This window comes from Buttiauxella sp. B2, assembly GCF_006376615.1.
Classification (GTDB): domain Bacteria; phylum Pseudomonadota; class Gammaproteobacteria; order Enterobacterales; family Enterobacteriaceae; genus Buttiauxella.
The window spans coordinates 201,474-218,193 of sequence record NZ_VEXQ01000004.1 but is presented as its reverse complement, the minus strand read 5'-3'; the positions used below and the strand labels follow the sequence as shown (position 1 = coordinate 218,193).

At 50.6% G+C, this 16,720-nt stretch carries 16 protein-coding genes and 1 pseudogene; 9 read left to right on the top strand and 8 right to left on the bottom strand.

The features are described 5' to 3' along the window. Positions 1–121: 121 nt before the first annotated feature. The gene (locus tag FH968_RS07570) at positions 122–835 is read right to left on the bottom strand and encodes an autotransporter domain-containing protein (protein WP_139878528.1); all 714 of its coding nucleotides are present in this window, start codon (positions 833–835) and stop codon (positions 122–124) included. Between the two features lie 170 nt (positions 836–1,005). Between FH968_RS07570 and tag the strand changes: the two genes are divergently transcribed. Together tag and FH968_RS07560 are read left to right on the top strand one after the other, a co-directional pair. After that, positions 1,006–1,569: a DNA-3-methyladenine glycosylase I gene (gene tag, locus FH968_RS07565; RefSeq protein ID WP_139878527.1), complete on the top strand. Its 564-nt coding sequence runs from the start codon at positions 1,006–1,008 to the stop codon at positions 1,567–1,569. Further along, positions 1,566–2,018: an N-acetyltransferase gene (locus FH968_RS07560; RefSeq protein ID WP_139878526.1), complete on the top strand. Its 453-nt coding sequence runs from the start codon at positions 1,566–1,568 to the stop codon at positions 2,016–2,018. Before tag ends, FH968_RS07560 begins: the two co-directional genes overlap by 4 nt. Here FH968_RS07560 and FH968_RS07555 read toward each other — a convergent pair. Beyond that, positions 1,987–4,317, bottom strand: a complete 2,331-nt coding sequence (locus tag FH968_RS07555; protein ID WP_139878525.1) for a molybdopterin guanine dinucleotide-containing S/N-oxide reductase — start codon at positions 4,315–4,317, stop codon at positions 1,987–1,989. The two genes, FH968_RS07560 and FH968_RS07555, sit on opposite strands and share 32 nt — an antisense overlap. 167 nt (positions 4,318–4,484) lie before the next feature. Here FH968_RS07555 and FH968_RS07550 point away from each other — a divergent pair, with 167 nt between their 5' ends. The 6 genes from FH968_RS07550 to ghrB all read left to right on the top strand — a co-directional run bounded on the left by FH968_RS07550 (position 4,485) and on the right by ghrB (position 10,454). Then, positions 4,485–5,147 (top strand): OmpA family lipoprotein, encoded by a 663-nt coding sequence (locus tag FH968_RS07550; RefSeq protein ID WP_139878524.1) that lies wholly within the window; start codon positions 4,485–4,487, stop codon positions 5,145–5,147. 96 nt (positions 5,148–5,243) lie between these two features. Beyond that, positions 5,244–6,263 carry a LacI family DNA-binding transcriptional regulator gene (locus FH968_RS07545; RefSeq protein ID WP_139878523.1) on the top strand — a complete coding sequence of 340 codons (1,020 nt, stop codon included), beginning with the start codon at positions 5,244–5,246 and terminating at the stop codon, positions 6,261–6,263. A 111-nt stretch (positions 6,264–6,374) separates the two neighbouring features. Then, positions 6,375–7,124, top strand: coding sequence for a sugar phosphate isomerase/epimerase (locus tag FH968_RS07540; protein ID WP_139878522.1), 750 nt, complete (start codon positions 6,375–6,377; stop codon positions 7,122–7,124). A 3-nt stretch (positions 7,125–7,127) separates the two neighbouring features. Further along, entirely contained in the window at positions 7,128–8,066 is a 939-nt protein-coding gene (locus tag FH968_RS07535; RefSeq protein ID WP_139878521.1) for a sugar kinase, read from the top strand. A 68-nt stretch (positions 8,067–8,134) separates the two neighbouring features. Further along, complete coding sequence (locus tag FH968_RS07530) at positions 8,135–9,418, top strand: MFS transporter (protein WP_139878520.1); 1,284 nt, start codon at positions 8,135–8,137, stop codon at positions 9,416–9,418. A 61-nt stretch (positions 9,419–9,479) separates the two neighbouring features. Then, positions 9,480–10,454 (top strand): glyoxylate/hydroxypyruvate reductase GhrB, encoded by a 975-nt coding sequence (gene ghrB, locus FH968_RS07525; RefSeq protein WP_139878519.1) that lies wholly within the window; start codon positions 9,480–9,482, stop codon positions 10,452–10,454. 34 nt (positions 10,455–10,488) lie between these two features. Here ghrB and FH968_RS07520 read toward each other — a convergent pair whose 3' ends face one another. The 6 genes and pseudogenes from FH968_RS07520 to FH968_RS07495 all read right to left on the bottom strand — a co-directional run bounded on the left by FH968_RS07520 (position 10,489) and on the right by FH968_RS07495 (position 15,611). After that, the gene (locus FH968_RS07520; protein WP_139878518.1) at positions 10,489–10,773 is read right to left on the bottom strand and encodes a HigA family addiction module antitoxin; all 285 of its coding nucleotides are present in this window, start codon (positions 10,771–10,773) and stop codon (positions 10,489–10,491) included. Continuing rightward, positions 10,773–11,051, bottom strand: coding sequence for a type II toxin-antitoxin system RelE/ParE family toxin (locus FH968_RS07515; protein WP_139878517.1), 279 nt, complete (start codon positions 11,049–11,051; stop codon positions 10,773–10,775). The genes FH968_RS07520 and FH968_RS07515 overlap by 1 nt, the downstream gene beginning before the upstream one ends. A gap of 223 nt (positions 11,052–11,274) precedes the next feature. Beyond that, positions 11,275–11,637, bottom strand: a complete 363-nt coding sequence (locus FH968_RS07510; RefSeq protein WP_139878516.1) for a YibL family ribosome-associated protein — start codon at positions 11,635–11,637, stop codon at positions 11,275–11,277. 208 nt (positions 11,638–11,845) lie between these two features. Next, positions 11,846–12,422, bottom strand: a pseudogene (gene mtlR / locus FH968_RS07505) (mannitol operon repressor MtlR). 10 nt (positions 12,423–12,432) lie between these two features. Further along, positions 12,433–13,581, bottom strand: a complete 1,149-nt coding sequence (gene mtlD / locus FH968_RS07500; protein WP_139878514.1) for a mannitol-1-phosphate 5-dehydrogenase — start codon at positions 13,579–13,581, stop codon at positions 12,433–12,435. A 110-nt stretch (positions 13,582–13,691) separates the two neighbouring features. Continuing rightward, complete coding sequence (locus tag FH968_RS07495) at positions 13,692–15,611, bottom strand: PTS mannitol transporter subunit IICBA (RefSeq protein ID WP_139878513.1); 1,920 nt, start codon at positions 15,609–15,611, stop codon at positions 13,692–13,694. Positions 15,612–16,094: 483 nt separating this feature from the next. On the opposite strand from FH968_RS07495, the gene FH968_RS07490 reads away from it, so the two are divergent. Further along, on the top strand, positions 16,095–16,703 hold the full coding sequence (locus FH968_RS07490; protein ID WP_139878512.1) for a glutathione S-transferase: 609 nt from the start codon (positions 16,095–16,097) through the stop codon (positions 16,701–16,703). Positions 16,704–16,720 lie beyond the last annotated feature (17 nt).

Below are 16,720 nucleotides of genomic sequence, written 5' to 3'. Positions count from 1 at the left end.
GGGAATGAATGACCTGGACAGTGTTTGAATTAACGTGTTTGTTAGTAGTTACTATCAACACGAAGTGCGTAAATACTGGTTATAAAATGTTAAATATATCCATGCAAAGTTAAGGTAATGATCAGAAATTCGCACTAACCCCAACGTTGTAAATATACGCCTCACCCGTCGTTAACCCTTCGGCCTGCGACATAGAAGCAAACGCCGCCATATTTTTACCAAGTGGCATATCAGCGCCAACGGTCACATCCATCCAGCTTGCATCCTGGCCGTTCGCGATATTCGTTCTCAGTCCCGATTGCGCTTTCCAGACGTTTTCACCGTATTGGTGGTTGTAGCTAACCTGCGCCCAAGGCCGTAGATAGCCAATCGATGAATCCAGTCGCCAGCCCACGGTAGAAACGCTGGCATGCCAAAGTTGATCGGTGAAGTGTGTGGAGACGGCGGAATCGCCGTATTCGTTATAAATCCCGGTAGACGAACTATCCCAACTGTACTTTGCCGTCGGCCCGGTAGTGATATTTCCAGGCAAAGAGATATTCCAACCGATACCCAATTGAGAGCTATCAGCACTAACGCTATCGTTACCAGAAACGAGCATCAGCCCCTCCTGGTTTTGGGAGGTAAACGAAGAATTAATCCTTTCAGCGAGAATATCGTTATAACTTGGTTGGTGATTACTGTCCCAGGTATAACGATTCTGAGCTTCGCCCGGTGTTTCTCCGGCGACATACTCTTGTTGCCAGGCAAATACACTCGTAGCATAGGATAGAAAACACAAAGCCAACACCGTGGAGAGAGTGACACGGTGACCACTGCGTATATTTATAATCATCAAAGCGACTCCAGGAAAGAGCCAAATCCGGCGATATTATTAGTCTTTTTGTCGGGCTTGCGGATAACCCCTAAATAACTCATGGTGTATCAAGATGGCCCTGAATTAACTATTGTCGCTTTATTTCGCACGTCAAGCTGGCACGAGAAATTTCATCAAAGGAGAACTGCATGTTGCGTTGTGGATGGGTATCCCAGGATCCGCTCTATATTGAATATCACGATAAAGAATGGGGCGTTCCGGTGACCGATGGCCAACACCTTTTCGAGATGATCTGCCTTGAAGGACAACAGGCGGGATTGTCGTGGATTACCGTGCTGAAAAAACGCGAAAACTACCGCCGCTGCTTTAAAAATTTCGACCCGCAAGCTGTGGCTTTACTGCAACCGACAGATGTCGATGTGCTAGTGCAAGATGCCGGTATTATCCGCCATCGTGGAAAAATAGAAGCCATTATCAATAACGCAAAAGCGTACCTGGCGATGGAAGCCAACGGCGAGAAATTCCCGGAATTTGTCTGGTCGTTTGTCGATAACCAGTCGCAAGTGACGCAGGCTGCAGCGCTGGCTGAAATCCCGGCAATGACCCCCGCTTCTGACGCGTTATCCAAAGCGCTCAAAAAACGTGGCTTCAAGTTTGTCGGCTCAACTATTTGCTACTCGTTTATGCAGGCTTGTGGATTGGTCAACGACCATGTGACCGGCTGTTTCTGCCACCCTGATAACCAGAAATGATTCGCCGTTTACTGCCAGATGAAATGGATAAGCTGATTGAGATTTGGCTTGCCAGCACGATTCAGGCTCATCCGTTTATCAGCGAAAGCTACTGGCACGAAAGTGAGTCTATCGTGCGCAATGTTTATATCCCGCAATCTGCAACCTGGGTTTATCTGCACCAAGACAAACAGCAGGATGAAATGGTGGGATTTATTAGCGTGCTGGATTCACGATTTATTGGCGCACTGTTTGTTAGCGAACCCTTTATTGGCCAGGGAATTGGGCAGGCGTTGATGGCACACGTCAAAACGCTCTACCCGTCACTGAGCCTTGAGGTTTACCAAAAGAACCATCGGGCAGTGCATTTTTATCATCGCCAGGACTTTCGCATTGAAGAAAGCGCCTGGCAAAACGAAACGCACCACCCGACCTGGATTATGAGTTGGCAGGCGGAGAAAACGCTGTAACAGCGGGTACTGGACCGAGATATTTTTCGGCCCATACCAGCGATGAATTCGCCGCACAGCCGTTTGCCAGCCTTGATGTGGGAATATCCAGCGTCAGCACATTCACAGCACCGTTTTTACACAGCTTCTGGTCATTCAAATCGGGCCACGCCCCTTCATGAATACAAACCACGCCAGGTTTGATACCGTCAGTCACCAACGCGCCAACCAATACCTGCCCACGCGCATTCCAGACGCGCACTAAATCACCATCTGCAATACCACGTTCTGCGGCGTCTTTTGGATGCAGCGTTAATGGCTCGCGCCCGGCAATGGCATATTTGTCGCGTAATGCCGCATAGTTCAGTTGGCTGTGCAGACGGTGTGCAGGATGGGATGAAAGCAACTGAAGCTGACCTGCTTTCGCGTTGCCTTGCCACTCATTCGGTGCAAGCCAGGTCGGATGTGCAGGGCAATCGGCATAACCAAAGCTTGCGATGCGCTCAGAATAAATTTCGATTTTCCCACTTGGTGTTTTCAAGGGATTTCCCTGCGGGCAGCGGCGGAAATCAGCGAAGCGGATAAAATCAGTACTCTTTTCATTTTCCGGCATTTCTATCAGTTGGTTACTTTCCCAGAACTGATTAAAATCGGGCAGCTCAACTTGCAGCGCCACGCCACGCTTACGGGCAATTTCATAGAATTCCTCCAGCCATTGCAGCTCGGTTTTTCCTTCCGTAAAACGTGCTTCGCCACCCTCTTCCCACAACGCGCCGAGCTGCGCAAAAACATCGAAATCATTACGCGCTTCACCCTGCGGTGAAACCACCTGTTTCATCGGCACCAGATGCTGATTGCTGTAGTCACCGGTCATCGTCAAATCATTGCGTTCAAATGACGTGGTAATCGGCAGGACGATATCGGCATGTTTGGCAGCTGCGGTCCAAAAACATTCGGAAATCACCACCAACTCTGGCTTCTGCCAGGCTTTAATCAGGCGATTAGTGTCCTGGTGATGGGTAAAATTACCGCCACCCGCCCACCACAACATGCGAATATCCGGGAAGGTTTTTTCCTGCCCGTTATGCTGATATTCACCACCGGGGTTTTCCAACGCTTCAACAATACGCGCGACCGGGATTTTTTCCACCGCATCAGTACCGTTCGCCACCGAACCCTGCATTGACCCCAATACAGCCGCACGCCGTGTAGGATTGCCACCATTTGCATAGTGATAAGACAGACCAAAGCCGCCGCCAGGCGTGCCAATCTGCCCAAGCATGGCCGCAAGAGTGACCAGCATCCAGTGTTTTTGCTCGCCGTACTGCTGGCGTTGCATCCCCCAACCAGACATCAGCATGGTGCGCTTTTCGCTAAACAACCGTGCCAGATATTCGATAGTTTCTGCGGACACGCCGCAAATCTGCGCAGCCCACTCAGCAGTTTTTGGCAAACCATCTGAATCGCCCATCAGATAAGCGGCAAACTTGTCATAGCCATAAGTGCAGCGCGCCAGGAATTGCGTGTCATGCCAGCCGCTTTTCACCAACGTATGAGCAATACCCAGCATCAGTGCCACGTCGGTACCCATATTTGGCGCTATCCACTGTGCAGCTTCACCAAAGAAACCCACCGTTTCTGATCGCATAGGATCAATAGCGATCACCGTCTTGCCGCTGTTTTTCAGTTGCTCAAAATACTTCACGCCCTGCTCGTCGCTGGCATTCCAGGCAATTTTCAACGTGTTCAGTGGGTTAGCACTCCACAGCACCACCACATCGCTATGCTCCAGCACTAAAGGCCAGCTGGTTTGCTGCTGATAAACTTCATTTGAGCCAACTACATACGGCATGATGACCTGCGCAGCTCCGGTAGAATAATCACCCAGATGCCCGGTATATCCGCCCGCCAGACTCATATAGCGCTGCAATAATGTCGCGGCTTTGTGCAGCACGCCATTAGAGCGCCAACCGTAGGAACCGGCAAAAATAGACGCTGCACCGTAAGCCGAGCGAATGCGTTGATGCTGCAGGTGAATGAGTTGTAACGCTTCATCCCAACTCACTCGCACATACTCATCCTCGCCACGCACACCGACCGGCGCATCTGGCGATTCAAGAAATCCTTTGCGAACCATAGGAAATTGCACACGGGCTTTGCTGTGTACCTGATCCGGAACAGCGCTTTGCAATGAGTTCTCATGCCCGGAATCCAACGCACCCGCTGACGCGAATACACGTACTCCGTCAGTTTCAACTAACATCGGCCCCCAGTGTGCAGCCGTTAAAACTTTCTTACTTGATGAGACTGCATTAGCCAATTCGGGCTCCCCTATTTTTTGCAGGTAGTGGGCAGGTGGCGGTCTGGAGACCGCTCAATATTGTTTACAAATTCAGACGACTCTATAGAAACTTCTGCGCATTCACACGGCATAATCAACCGCCGCTGAATATGCGGTTGAGTTATCAAATTCACAAAGGAAATGAGATGAAAAAACGCGTCATGATGATTGCCGCTATCGTTTGCGGCACGTTAGCAGCTTCTGGTTGTACTACCAACCCTTACACTGGCGAACGTGAAGCAGGAAAATCGGGGATCGGAGCAGGTATTGGCTCTCTGGTAGGTGCTGGCGTTGGCGTGCTCTCCTCTTCGAAAAAAGATCGCGGCAAAGGCGCTCTAATTGGTGCAGCAGCAGGTGCTGCATTAGGTGGTGGTGTTGGTTACTACATGGATGTGCAGGAAGCTAAACTTCGTGAAAAAATGCAGGGAACGGGTGTGAGTGTGACGCGAAATGGCGACAACATCGTGCTTAACATGCCAAATAATGTCACCTTCGACAGCAGCAGCGCGACACTTAAACCTGCTGGCGCGAACACCCTGACCGGTGTGGCGATGGTATTAAAAGAATATCCAAAAACTGCGGTTAACGTCGTGGGTTATACCGACAGCACCGGTAGCAATGAGCTAAACATGAAGCTTTCCCAGCAACGTGCAGACGGCGTGGGCAGCGCACTTATCACCCAGGGCGTGGCAGCAAACCGCGTACGCACCACAGGTATGGGGCCCGCTAATCCAATCGCCAGCAACAGCACTGCTGAAGGTAAAGCGCAGAACCGTCGCGTAGAGATTACGCTGAGTCCGCTGTCTTAAGTTTTTTATTCCCTCTCTTCCTGGAGAGGGAATCTCACCGCCCACTTGGGCACAAAATTTATGTTACTCTCCCGAAAGTTACCCTCGGAGATAATCATGAACAACAAGGCTGCACGCCCAACGATAAGCGACGTCGCGAAAGCGGCAAAAACCGGAAAAACCAGTGTTTCACGCTATCTTAACGGCGAGCAAAACGTGCTGTCGGACTCTCTACGGCTGCGCATCGAAATCGCGATTGCTGAACTCGATTACCGCCCAAGCCAGATGGCTCGCGGCCTTAAACGCGGGCGCACCCGTTTAATTGGCCTAATTATCGCTGATATTACCAATCCCTATTCTGTTGATGTGCTGAGCGGCATTGAAGCAGCATGCCGTGAAAAAGGCTTTACGCCGCTGGTCTGTAACACCAATAACGAAGTGGATCAGGAGCTGCATTATCTGGATTTGCTGCACAGTTATCAGGTGGAAGGCATTGTGGTAAATGCGGTTGGTATGCGCGAGGAAGGTCTTAATCGCCTGCAACAATCCGCGTTACCGATGGTGCTAATTGATCGAAAAATTCCTGATTTTGCCTGTGATGTGGTGGGTCTGGATAACACTCAAGCCGCAACAACCGCAACCGAACACCTTGTCGAACAAGGCTTTGAAGCGATTCTTTTTCTAAGCGAACCGCTCGGCACAGTAAACACGCGCCGGGAACGCCTGAATGCTTTTTACGCCACTCTCGAACGCTATCCTGGAATTGTCGCCGTAAACGCAGAAGTCCCGTTGCACGAAGCCGATTTAATGGATAACACGCTGCGTCAGTTTCACACTCACCACCGTGGAATGCGTAAGGCGGTTATTTCCGCGAACGGCGCACTCACACTTCAAGTTGCGCGATCCTTACGTCGCATCGGCCTGCATTGGGGCAGCGATATTGGCCTGTTGGGATTCGATGAACTCGAGTGGGCAGAGCTTGCCGGTGTGGGGATAACCACCCTCAAACAGCCAACCTGGCAGATTGGTTACGCCGCTCTCCAACAAGTCGTGAAGCGCATCGAAGGCGGTAACGACTCCGTCTGCGAGCAGGTTTTTTCCGGCGAGTTAATCATCCGCGGCTCGACCGCCCGATAATCTTTGTTCGTGATAGCGATCATAAATTAAGCATGCCTGGCTTTTCTTTGGAACCGGTTCCATTTAGCGTAATAGATACGTTATTAAGATGTAACCACTCCGGAGAAGTTAATGCCGAGAACCATTATTGTCGTCACTGCCGCGTATGGCCATGACCGCATCGCCGCATTAGGTGGCCAACAAGCCTTGTTACCGATTATCGCGAATGCTGGCGCTGACGGCGTAGAAATTCGCCGCGAATTATTTAGCCCAGCCCAGCTTGATGCCCTGCCAGACCTGGCGCAGCAAATCGGTAAACATAATCTCAAGGCCTGTTATTCCGCACCAGAGCCACTGTTTGTTGAAGACGGCAATCTCAATCCGCTCATTCCGTCGTTGCTGCTCGAAGCCCACCAGCTCAACGCCATATGGCTGAAACTCTCTCTCGGTAATTTTCGCAGCAGCCAACAGTTTTCCCTTTTGCAGCAGTGGCTTGAAAAAAGCGATGTGCCACTGGTGGTGGAAAATGATCAGACAAACTTCGGCAAGCTTGCGCCCATGCAGCGCTTCCAGGCCGCCTGTAATGTATTAAACCTTCCTGTGACACTAACGTTTGATATGGCGAACTGGCTGTGGGTGGACGAGTCGCCAGAAGCGGCGGCACGTGTTCTTGCGCCTTCAGTCAGCTATATCCACGTCAAAGCGGCTGTCGCGCACCATTACCATTATCGGGCCATTGCGTTGGATGATGCCGAACCACGCTGGCTGGAATTACTGAACAATCTGCCCGCCGATGCACCGCGCGGTATCGAATTTCCGCTGGAAGGCCGCGATCTGACGGCTGTAACCCGTCATTACGTCAACTTATTACGCGAGGAGTAAGCCATGCCAACGCAACTTGATGTCATCACAATTGGCGAAGCGATGGCGATGTTTGTCGCCAGCGAAACGGGATCATTGGCAACTGCTGAGCACTTTGTTAAACGTGTGGCGGGGGCTGAGCTGAATGTTGCCACAGGGCTTGCACGTCTTGGCCTGAAGGTCGGTTGGGTCAGCCGTGTGGGCGACGACTCTTTTGGCCGTTACGTATTACAGCAACTAGCAAAGGAGCATATCGACAGCCGTGGCGTGGCCATCGACAAACGCTACGCCACAGGTTTCCAGCTTAAATCCAGGGCCGAAAATGGAACCGATCCCATTGTGGAATACTTCCGCAAAGGATCGGCTGCAAGCCATCTGTCTAAAGCTGACTTTAATGAAGAGTATTTTTGTTCTGCACGTCATTTGCACCTGAGCGGCGTGGCAGCAGCACTCTCTGAAAGTTCGTTAGAACTGCTCAACCACGCCGCAAGCGTGATGAAACAGAAAGGGAAAACTATCTCCTTTGATCCCAATTTGCGTCCTGTGCTGTGGAAAAGTGAAGCAGAAATGGTGAAGCAGTTGAATAATCTCGCTTTTCAGGCCGATTGGGTGCTGCCAGGCCTGAGTGAAGGCGCTCTGCTTACTGGGCAAAAAACACCAGAGGCGATTGCCGATTTCTATCTCGACCACGGCGTGAAAGCGGTGGTCCTGAAAACTGGCGCTGACGGCGCGTGGTTCAAAAGTGCATCCGGCGAGAAAGGTGCGGTGAGCGCCGTAAAAGTCGACAACGTGGTCGATACCGTTGGTGCGGGCGATGGGTTTGCCGTTGGGGTGATAAGCGCTCTGCTTGAGGGTAAATCCTTACAACATGCCGTTAGCCGCGGTAATAAAATCGGCTCACTGGCGATACAAGTCATCGGCGATAGCGAAGGGTTACCGACCCGAAGCGCGCTTGGCGAATAAACGAAAATCGCATCGGCTGTACCCTACATCCGGCATGATGCGACTCACCTCAACATAGAGGCTAGCCTATGAAAACCAATACAATCGCACCAAAACGTTGGTGGTATATCATGCCTATCGTGTTCATCACGTACAGCCTGGCGTACCTCGATCGTGCCAACTTTAGTTTTGCTTCCGCTGCGGGTATTAACGAAGATCTTGGTATCACCAAAGGGATTTCGTCGTTACTCGGGGCACTGTTTTTCCTCGGTTATTTCTTCTTCCAGATCCCCGGGGCTATGTACGCCGAACGCCGCAGCGTGCGCAAACTTATCTTCGTCTGCCTGATTTTATGGGGCGGCTGTGCATCATTGACCGGTGTCGTCAGCAACATTCCCGCGCTGGCGGCGATTCGCTTCGTACTCGGTATTGTTGAAGCCGCGGTAATGCCCGCGATGTTGATTTACATCAGCAACTGGTTTACCAAGTCCGAGCGCTCACGCGCCAATACCTTCTTGATCCTTGGCAACCCGGTCACCGTACTGTGGATGTCGGTGGTTTCAGGTTACCTGATTCAGGCTCTCGGCTGGCGTGAAATGTTCATCATTGAAGGTATTCCGGCCGTTCTCTGGGCGTTCGCCTGGTGGGTGCTGGTAAAAGACAAACCTTCGCAGGTGGGTTGGCTGTCTGATACGGAAAAAGCCGCATTGCAGGCACAACTGGAGAAAGAACAAGAAGGCATCAAAGCCGTGCGTAACTACAGCGAAGCATTCCGTTCGCGCAATGTCGTGCTGCTGTGTATGCAATATTTTTGCTGGAGTATCGGCGTGTACGGCTTCGTGCTGTGGTTGCCGTCTATTATTCGTGGCGCAGGTGCTACGGGCATGGGAATGGTGGAAGTGGGTTGGCTTTCGTCAGTGCCTTATCTCGCGGCAACAGTTGCGATGATTGTGGTTTCCTGGGCCTCGGACAAAATGCAGAACCGCAAACTGTTTGTCTGGCCACTGCTGCTGATTGGCGCACTGGCATTCCTCGGCTCCTGGCTGGTCGGTGCTAATCACTTCTGGGTTTCCTACACCTTGCTGGTGATTGCTGGTGCCGCGATGTACGCCCCCTACGGCCCATTCTTTGCGATTATCCCAGAAATGCTGCCAAGAAACGTCGCCGGTGGTGCGATGGCATTAATTAACAGCATGGGTGCGCTGGGCTCGTTTGTCGGGTCCTGGTTTGTTGGCTACCTTAACGGTGCAACAGGCAGCCCATCCGCTTCCTACATTTTTATGGGGGTAGCATTGCTCGCTTCAGTGTGGCTAACTCTGATAGTGAAACCTGCGAGAAACCAACAAGTTCCGGTGGCAGCACACCACGCCTAATCCCAAGCCAGGCGGTCGCTATACCGCCTGGTCTGTATTTAACTGTTTAACGGAGAACGTCATGAAGCCGCCCGTCATCCTCTATAAAACGTTACCTGACGACCTGCTTGCCCGCCTTGAAAGTCATTTCACCGTCACTCAACTGAGCGATTTAAGCCCTGAGACAATCAAGCAAAACGCACAGGCTTTTGCCAATACGGAAGGTATTCTGGGTTCCAGCGAAAAAGTAGATAAAACGTTTTTAGAGCACACACCTAAGCTACGCGCCGCCTCAACTGTCTCGGTTGGATACGACAATTTTGATGTGGATGCGCTGAGCGCTCGCCGTATCGCCCTGATGCACACGCCAACGGTACTGACAGAAACCGTGGCCGACACCATGATGACACTGGTACTGGCCACTGCACGCCGTGCGGTGGAAGTGGCTGAACGAGTCAAAGCGGGCGAATGGAAAGGCAGCATCGGCCCTGACTGGTTTGGCATCGATGTACATCACAAAACACTAGGAATTCTGGGCATGGGCCGCATTGGCCTGGCGCTGGCGCAGCGTGCTCACTTCGGTTTCAACATGCCGATTCTGTATAATGCTCGCCGCCACCATCAGGAAGCAGAAGACCGTTTTAACGCTCGCTATTGCGACCTGGATACACTGCTGGCGGAATCAGATTTCGTCTGTATTTCCTTGCCGCTGACGGATGAAACTTATCATCTGATTGGTGCAGAACAACTGGCGAAAATGAAGCCCTCGGCTATTTTGATTAACGCCGGGCGCGGCCCTGTTGTCGATGAGAAAGCGTTAATTCAGGCGCTGGTAGACGGAAAAATTCACGCCGCAGGTCTGGATGTCTTTGAGCAAGAACCGCTGCCTGTTGACTCCCCGCTGCTCAGCTTACCGAATGTCGTGGCTTTGCCGCATATCGGTTCTGCAACACATGAAACGCGCTACAACATGGCGGCTTGCGCGGTGGATAATTTAATTGCAGCCCTGAGCGGCAATGTGAAAGAAAACTGCGTGAACCCGCAGGTATTGAAGTAAACATTGAGGCCAGCGGGGAAACCTGCTGGCTTTATTACACAGCGGCAAGTTTGCGCAAACGAGAAACATCGACCATTTTCTCAGCCTCTGCAAGGCTGTACGCACTTTGTAACTTCAACCATACATCAGCTGAACTTCCGATAACGACCGCTAACTTAATCGCCATTTCAGGTGTAAGCGCTGCTTTTTCAGTTAACAAACGACTTGCTGTTGATGGTGCAATATCCATCGCTTTGGCAAACTCGCGCAAGCTAACGTTAAGTTCATCCAGCGCTTCCTGAATAATCGCCCCTGGGTGTGGGGGATTTTTCATTTTCATTAGTGGTAGTCCTCATAATTCAGAATGTACGCATCACCGTCGATAAACTCAAAAGTGATACGCCAGTTACCTGAAACTGTCACAGACCAAAGCTTTTCTCGATCCCCATTTAGCGCATGCAGTCGATAACCAGGCATATCGATATCAGTTATCTTTTCAGCCGCATCGATGATGGCTAGACGGTTACGCAGACGCGGCACATGTTCCCATGGAAGTCCTTGAGACTGCTTCTTTAGAAACAGGTTTTTAAGTCCTTTGTGTTTAAAACTTCTGATCATCCAAAATCCCTGTTCCCTTAAGCGGAACAATACCATCAATGTTCCGCCATGCGCAACAAAGACTGTTAGAAGATGTTCGGAGAATATCCTGGATGAAAAAGCCACCAAATAAGAAGAAGTGTGTATCTCGAGAAGTGTCGCAAATGATGATGAAAACAGAGATTTTTCCAAAAAAAAAGGGATGAGGCAAACGCCACATCCCTTTATAAAATAAGAGTTTAAATTAAAAATCAGTCTTAGAAAAACCAGTCATTTCTTCGAGATCCATTTCGCGGCCTAAGGCTGTCATTGGATGCACGATAACCAAGCCGCGCACCGCTTTTTTCAGCTTGCCCATGTCTGCCTGTTCTTTCTTAGTAATTGGGCGTTTGTACGGCAGAGCCATCAGTTTCTGTGCTTCTTTGCTCAGTTTCTGGTTACGCACCGCTTGCAGACGCACGATCTCAATTTCCAGCTTCGCTTTCTCTTTTTCCATCTCAGCGTACTTTTCAGCGTCATTGATAAGATGCAACTCAGGCATCTCGTGACGGATTGTGTCGAGACGATCGCTAAGACGTTTGATTTCTGCTTTTTCGATTTCTTTCATTTTTGATTAACCGTGAATAACTTTCATTGCTGGCAAGGATACACCATTCGGCGTAAGAGGGCGAAAAGGGACTTTGTATACCCGTCATCTTTCAAGTTGCAGGGGTGTTGGCTGCACTCACAAACCCCAGTCACTTACCTTAGTAAGCTCCTTGGGATTTGCTCCCTGGCCGCCTACCTGCAACTCGAAATCTAAAGGGTATATGAGATTACTTCTGGAAGGCTTTTTTTAAGCTGATCCGTGAGATCAGCTCAGTCAAAGAGAGCACCATCGTTGAACGGACAATTTGTTGGTAGCGTTGTTTTTGCATGGCAAACAGCTCAGGATCGCTGCCATCAACAAACTTTGGCGCTAGTGGCAGCGCCGAAACACAATGTAATTCACCAAATGGGCCAAGCATTTCATCGTCGGTAAAATTATATTCATTACCGTCGTGATTTAACTCTTCGCGCAGAGCCATCAACAGCTCGCAATCTTCATACTCCACACGGTTGAGCACGCCAAGCCCGTAGATAAGTTTGAGACGCACGGAAAGATCCCCTAACGGGCCATCGCCATCCAGCAACGGTTCAACCGCATATTTCACCGCATAATCGTCTTTACGGAAAACTTGAAGCACCAGGATATTAACCGCTTCGGTGAGAAGCTCGACCGCGGTAATCAGCAGGCTACGTACAGTTTTTCCGGCATTAAGACGCTCAAGCACACGGTTTTCAAAGGCCTGGGTTTCTTCCATCTTTGCCTACATCACTAAAAGTATTTATTGGGTGCAGCGTCCACTGCACCCGTTTTCCGTTACGACCGAGCGTTATACGCGTTAACCGCTTCTGCTACGACTTCGCTGTTAATATCCAGGCCGGAAATTTCTGCAAGCGTGGCTTGTGGGCCTTTTGCTGCCAGAAGTTGTTCCAGTTCCTGCGCCTGCGGATCTTGCTCGCTGCGATAATGCATCGCCGCCGCAATACCTTCGACCAGGTTCACGTGTGGCAAGCCATACTCGATAGTGCCCAACAGCGGCTTAATCAGACGGTCACCCGCACTTAATTTACGCAGCGGCTGGCGGCCTACGCGTTCCACATCATCTTTCAGATACGGATTTTCAAAACGACCAAGGATTTTCTGGATATAGGCCGCGTGCTTGTCTGCATCAAAGCCGTAGCGTTTGATAAGCACCGCGCCACTTTCGTCCATCGCACCTTTCACTACGGCACGGATTTTCTCGTCCAGAATCGCATCGCGAATGGTTTGATGACCGGCCAGTTGACCAAGGTACGCGGTTATAGCATGCCCGGTATTGAGCGTGAAGAGTTTGCGCTCAACAAACGCCATCAGATTGTCAGTAAGTTCCATACCAGGAATGTTCGGCAAGTCACCTTTGAACTGGGTTTTATCAACAATCCACTCGCTGAAGGTTTCAACGGTCACTTCGAGCGGGTCATTGGTTGCGGATTCTGACGGTGGAACGATACGGTCAACGGCGGAATCAACAAAGCCAACGTGCTGCTCAACCCAAGCCTGGTCGTCTCCAGAAAGCGCCTTCATGACGTGGCCTTTAAGCTGGCTGGTGCCACGCACCATATTCTCGCAAGCGATGATGTTCAACGGTTTTTCATTGCCGTTTGCGCGACGCAGAACCAAACCTTTAGCCACTGCTGGTGCAATACGCTCAAGCACCACTGGGCCTACCGCAGTAGTAACCAAGTCTACATCGGCAATCAGGCCGATAACTTCATCACCAATACTGCTGACAGCATTCACATTAGAAACAGTATCGATTTGCTTTTGCTCACCAACGACATGGACCTGGTAACTATGACGTGCATTCAGCGCGTCCAACACGGTCTGGTTCACGTCGGCAAACGTCAGTTGAATACCCGCATCTGCCAGCAGTTTCCCGATAAAGCCACGTCCGATATTACCTGCACCAAAATGTAATGCTTTCATGTCGTTCACCTTCTTAAATTTGAATTACCCGAGAGGGTTCGGGTGAGGAGGCTTATGATGTTGACCACCCTCACCAGAACCCTCTCCCAACGGGAGAGGGAAAAGGAGAGTTACTTCTTACCCGCCAGCAGGTCGAGAACTTCCTGAACACTGGTGGTATTCGCCAGGCGATCGATGACGGAATCATCATCCAGCGCATTGGTCAGGCTGGTGATAACCTGGATGTGTTCGTTATTGCGAGCCGCAATACCGATGACCAGGCGGGCAATATCATCACTTTCTTCACCGAAGTGAACACCGTGTGGATACTGGCAGAACACCACGCCGGTTTTCAGTACACGGTCTTTCGCTTCAACTGTACCGTGTGGAACCGCGATACCTTCACCCAGATATGTTGGGGTCAGTTTTTCACGTTCAAACATCGCATCAACATACTCAGGCTGAACGTAACCGCCATTCACTAACTGCTCACCCGCAAAGCGAATCGCTTCTTCTTTATTAGCTGCAGTCAGGCCGAGGAACACGTTGCCAGCCCCCAGACGGAACAGCGTTTCTTCGTCAGCTACAAAGCTGTCTTCCAGGCTGCTCATCACCTTCACTTCTTTCTCGCTCAGGTTATGGGAAGCCACCAGACGTTCGGTCAGGTTGGAGTACAGGCTGCTATCAAGGAAGTTGGTCAGGGAAATATGCTGTGCCTGTGGAACCTGGCGCATCGCACGCTCGGTCAAGTCACGGTGCGTAATAACCAGGTCTACATCGTCCGGCAAGCTATTGATTGCACAGTTCGTTACAGAGATATTTTTCAGGCCGGCATCGTTCACTTTCTTACGCAGTACGCCTGCCCCCATGGCACTTGAACCCATGCCAGCATCACAAGCTACGATGATTTTGCGTACGTGGCTCAAATCGTTAGACAGACCCGCACCTACCGCCAATGGTGCAGAACCACCTTTGGATTCAGCTTTCATTTCAGCCATACGGCGAGCCGCAGCTTCAATGTCGTCCTCTTCTTTGACTTTGCTGGTTTTCAGCAGGATGGCTGATACCACGAAGGAGACTGCTGTTGCCGCAACGATTGCCGCGATGTTAGCGAAGTAAGCACCTTTTGGCGTCATCGCCAGAACCGCCAGGATGGAACCCGGTGATGCTGGAGAAACCAGGCCGCCATTCAGGATGGTCAGGGTGAACACACCAGTCATACCGCCGAGGATAACGGCCAGAATCAGACGTGGGTTCATCAGCACATATGGGAAGTAAATTTCGTGGATACCGCCCAGGAAGTGGATGATTGCTGCGCCGCCCGCAGACTGCTTAGCATTACCACGACCGAAGAACATGTACGCCATCAGCACGCCCATACCAGGGCCTGGGTTGGCTTCAATCAGGAAGAAGATTGATTTGCCCAGTTCGTGGGACTGCTGAATACCCAGCGGTGAGAAGATACCGTGGTTGATTGCGTTGTTCAGGAACAGGATTTTCGCCGGTTCTACAAAGATAGATGCCAGCGGCAGCATGTCATGGACAACCATGAAGTTAACGCCCGCAGCCAATACTTTGGACAGGACTTCAACCGCAGGGCCGATACCCATGAACGCCAGAATCGCCAGAATCATACCGATGATGCCAGCGGAGAAGTTGTTCACCAGCATTTCGAAGCCGGATTTGATTTTGCCATCAACCCATGCGTCGAAATGTTTAATAGCCCAGCCACCCAGAGGACCTGCAATCATTGCACCGAGGAACATCGGCATATCAGCACCGACGATAACACCCATTGTTGTGATTGCACCGACCACACCACCACGGTCACCACCGATTAAGCGACCACCGGTAAAACCGATAAGCAGCGGCAGCAGGAAGGTGATCATTGGACCGACCAGTTTCGCCAACGTCTCGTTTGGCAACCAACCAGTCGGAATAAATAAGGCCGTGATAATACCCCAGGCGATAAATGCGCCAATGTTTGGCATTACCATGTTACTCAGGAAACGACCAAAGCTTTGCACTCTGATCTTGATATCGGATGACATACGCACACCCCTTATTGTGTTCACGTGCTGAAAAAGCAGCCCGAGGTTTATTGTTAATGTGGTGGCAAGCAGTGCTGCCAGATGCTCTAAGTGAGGCAAATTTGGCACGTGAAAGTTAAGCTGTCCAGCGAGCGGATTTTTATGTGACGCAGATCACCTGCAGAGGGGTGTAGCCAACCTAATTCCAGTGATCCTAATCACATAATTGGTGTGTAAAAAAAACACAGTGATGTATTTTTGTCCTTGATTGACCCTTAAATGTGATTAAAATCACATTTTATCATTATCACTTTGTTATTTTTATGTGATTTAAATCACAAAATATATTGCTCGAATTTTTCCAGATGTGATCTAAGGCAACCCAGCCGGACTACTTCATTTTTTTTTGTTAGAAAATTACAGCGCAGCGGCAGACTAACAATTCAAACGTTGCCGACAATCTGTTCCATACTTAGCTTTTGTCGGTTAAAAATGGACGATGTAATGAAACTTATCGGTAATTACACCAGCCCTTATGTGCGCAAGATATCTGTGATATTGCTGGAAAAGGGCATCACTTTTGAGTTTGTAAACGACAACCCGTGGACATCAGAAAGCACCACACAGCATTACAACCCGCTGGGCAAAGTTCCGGCTTTAATTACCGACGACGGCCAATACTGGTTCGACTCCCCGGTTATTGCGGAATATCTCGAGCTTCTCGATATTGCTCCTGCGCTTATCCCGCGCGACCCGTTAGCCGCTTTGCAAATGCGCCAAATTGAAGCACTGGCCGACGGCATTATGGACGCCGCGCTGGTATCGGTACGTGAACGCTTGCGCCCGATAGAGCAGCAATCCGAAGTGGAATTGCTCCGCCAGCGGGAAAAAATCAGCCGGGGCCTGACAATGCTCGAACAATACGCTGCGGATAAAACACTGAACGCAGAAAACCTAAGTGTCGCGACCATTGCTGTGGCTTGCGCCGTGGGCTATCTCAATTTTCGCCGAGTCTCCCCAGGCTGGTGTGTCGACCGCCCTCACCTGGTGAAATTGATTGAGAAACTTTTCGAACGCGAAAGTTTTGCACGCACCGAACCGCCAACAGCATGATCTCCCGCCATGACAGG

Excerpts from the sequence above, each read along its gene's own strand:
- FH968_RS07510 (WP_139878516.1), bottom strand. The coding sequence starts at position 11,637 with ATGAAAGAAATCGAAAAAGCAGAAATCAAACGTCTTAGCGATCGTCTC.
- FH968_RS07515 (WP_139878517.1), bottom strand. The coding sequence starts at position 11,051 with ATGATCAGAAGTTTTAAACACAAAGGACTTAAAAACCTGTTTCTAAAG.
- mtlD (WP_139878514.1), bottom strand. The coding sequence starts at position 13,581 with ATGAAAGCATTACATTTTGGTGCAGGTAATATCGGACGTGGCTTTATC.
- FH968_RS07560 (WP_139878526.1), top strand. The coding sequence starts at position 1,566 with ATGATTCGCCGTTTACTGCCAGATGAAATGGATAAGCTGATTGAGATT.
- FH968_RS07550 (WP_139878524.1), top strand. The coding sequence starts at position 4,485 with ATGAAAAAACGCGTCATGATGATTGCCGCTATCGTTTGCGGCACGTTA.
- FH968_RS07490 (WP_139878512.1), top strand. The coding sequence starts at position 16,095 with ATGAAACTTATCGGTAATTACACCAGCCCTTATGTGCGCAAGATATCT.
- FH968_RS07520 (WP_139878518.1), bottom strand. The coding sequence starts at position 10,773 with ATGAAAATGAAAAATCCCCCACACCCAGGGGCGATTATTCAGGAAGCG.
- FH968_RS07530 (WP_139878520.1), top strand. The coding sequence starts at position 8,135 with ATGAAAACCAATACAATCGCACCAAAACGTTGGTGGTATATCATGCCT.
- tag (WP_139878527.1), top strand. The coding sequence starts at position 1,006 with ATGTTGCGTTGTGGATGGGTATCCCAGGATCCGCTCTATATTGAATAT.
- FH968_RS07495 (WP_139878513.1), bottom strand. The coding sequence starts at position 15,611 with ATGTCATCCGATATCAAGATCAGAGTGCAAAGCTTTGGTCGTTTCCTG.
- FH968_RS07570 (WP_139878528.1), bottom strand. The coding sequence starts at position 835 with ATGATTATAAATATACGCAGTGGTCACCGTGTCACTCTCTCCACGGTG.
- FH968_RS07540 (WP_139878522.1), top strand. The coding sequence starts at position 6,375 with ATGCCGAGAACCATTATTGTCGTCACTGCCGCGTATGGCCATGACCGC.
- FH968_RS07535 (WP_139878521.1), top strand. The coding sequence starts at position 7,128 with ATGCCAACGCAACTTGATGTCATCACAATTGGCGAAGCGATGGCGATG.
- ghrB (WP_139878519.1), top strand. The coding sequence starts at position 9,480 with ATGAAGCCGCCCGTCATCCTCTATAAAACGTTACCTGACGACCTGCTT.
- FH968_RS07545 (WP_139878523.1), top strand. The coding sequence starts at position 5,244 with ATGAACAACAAGGCTGCACGCCCAACGATAAGCGACGTCGCGAAAGCG.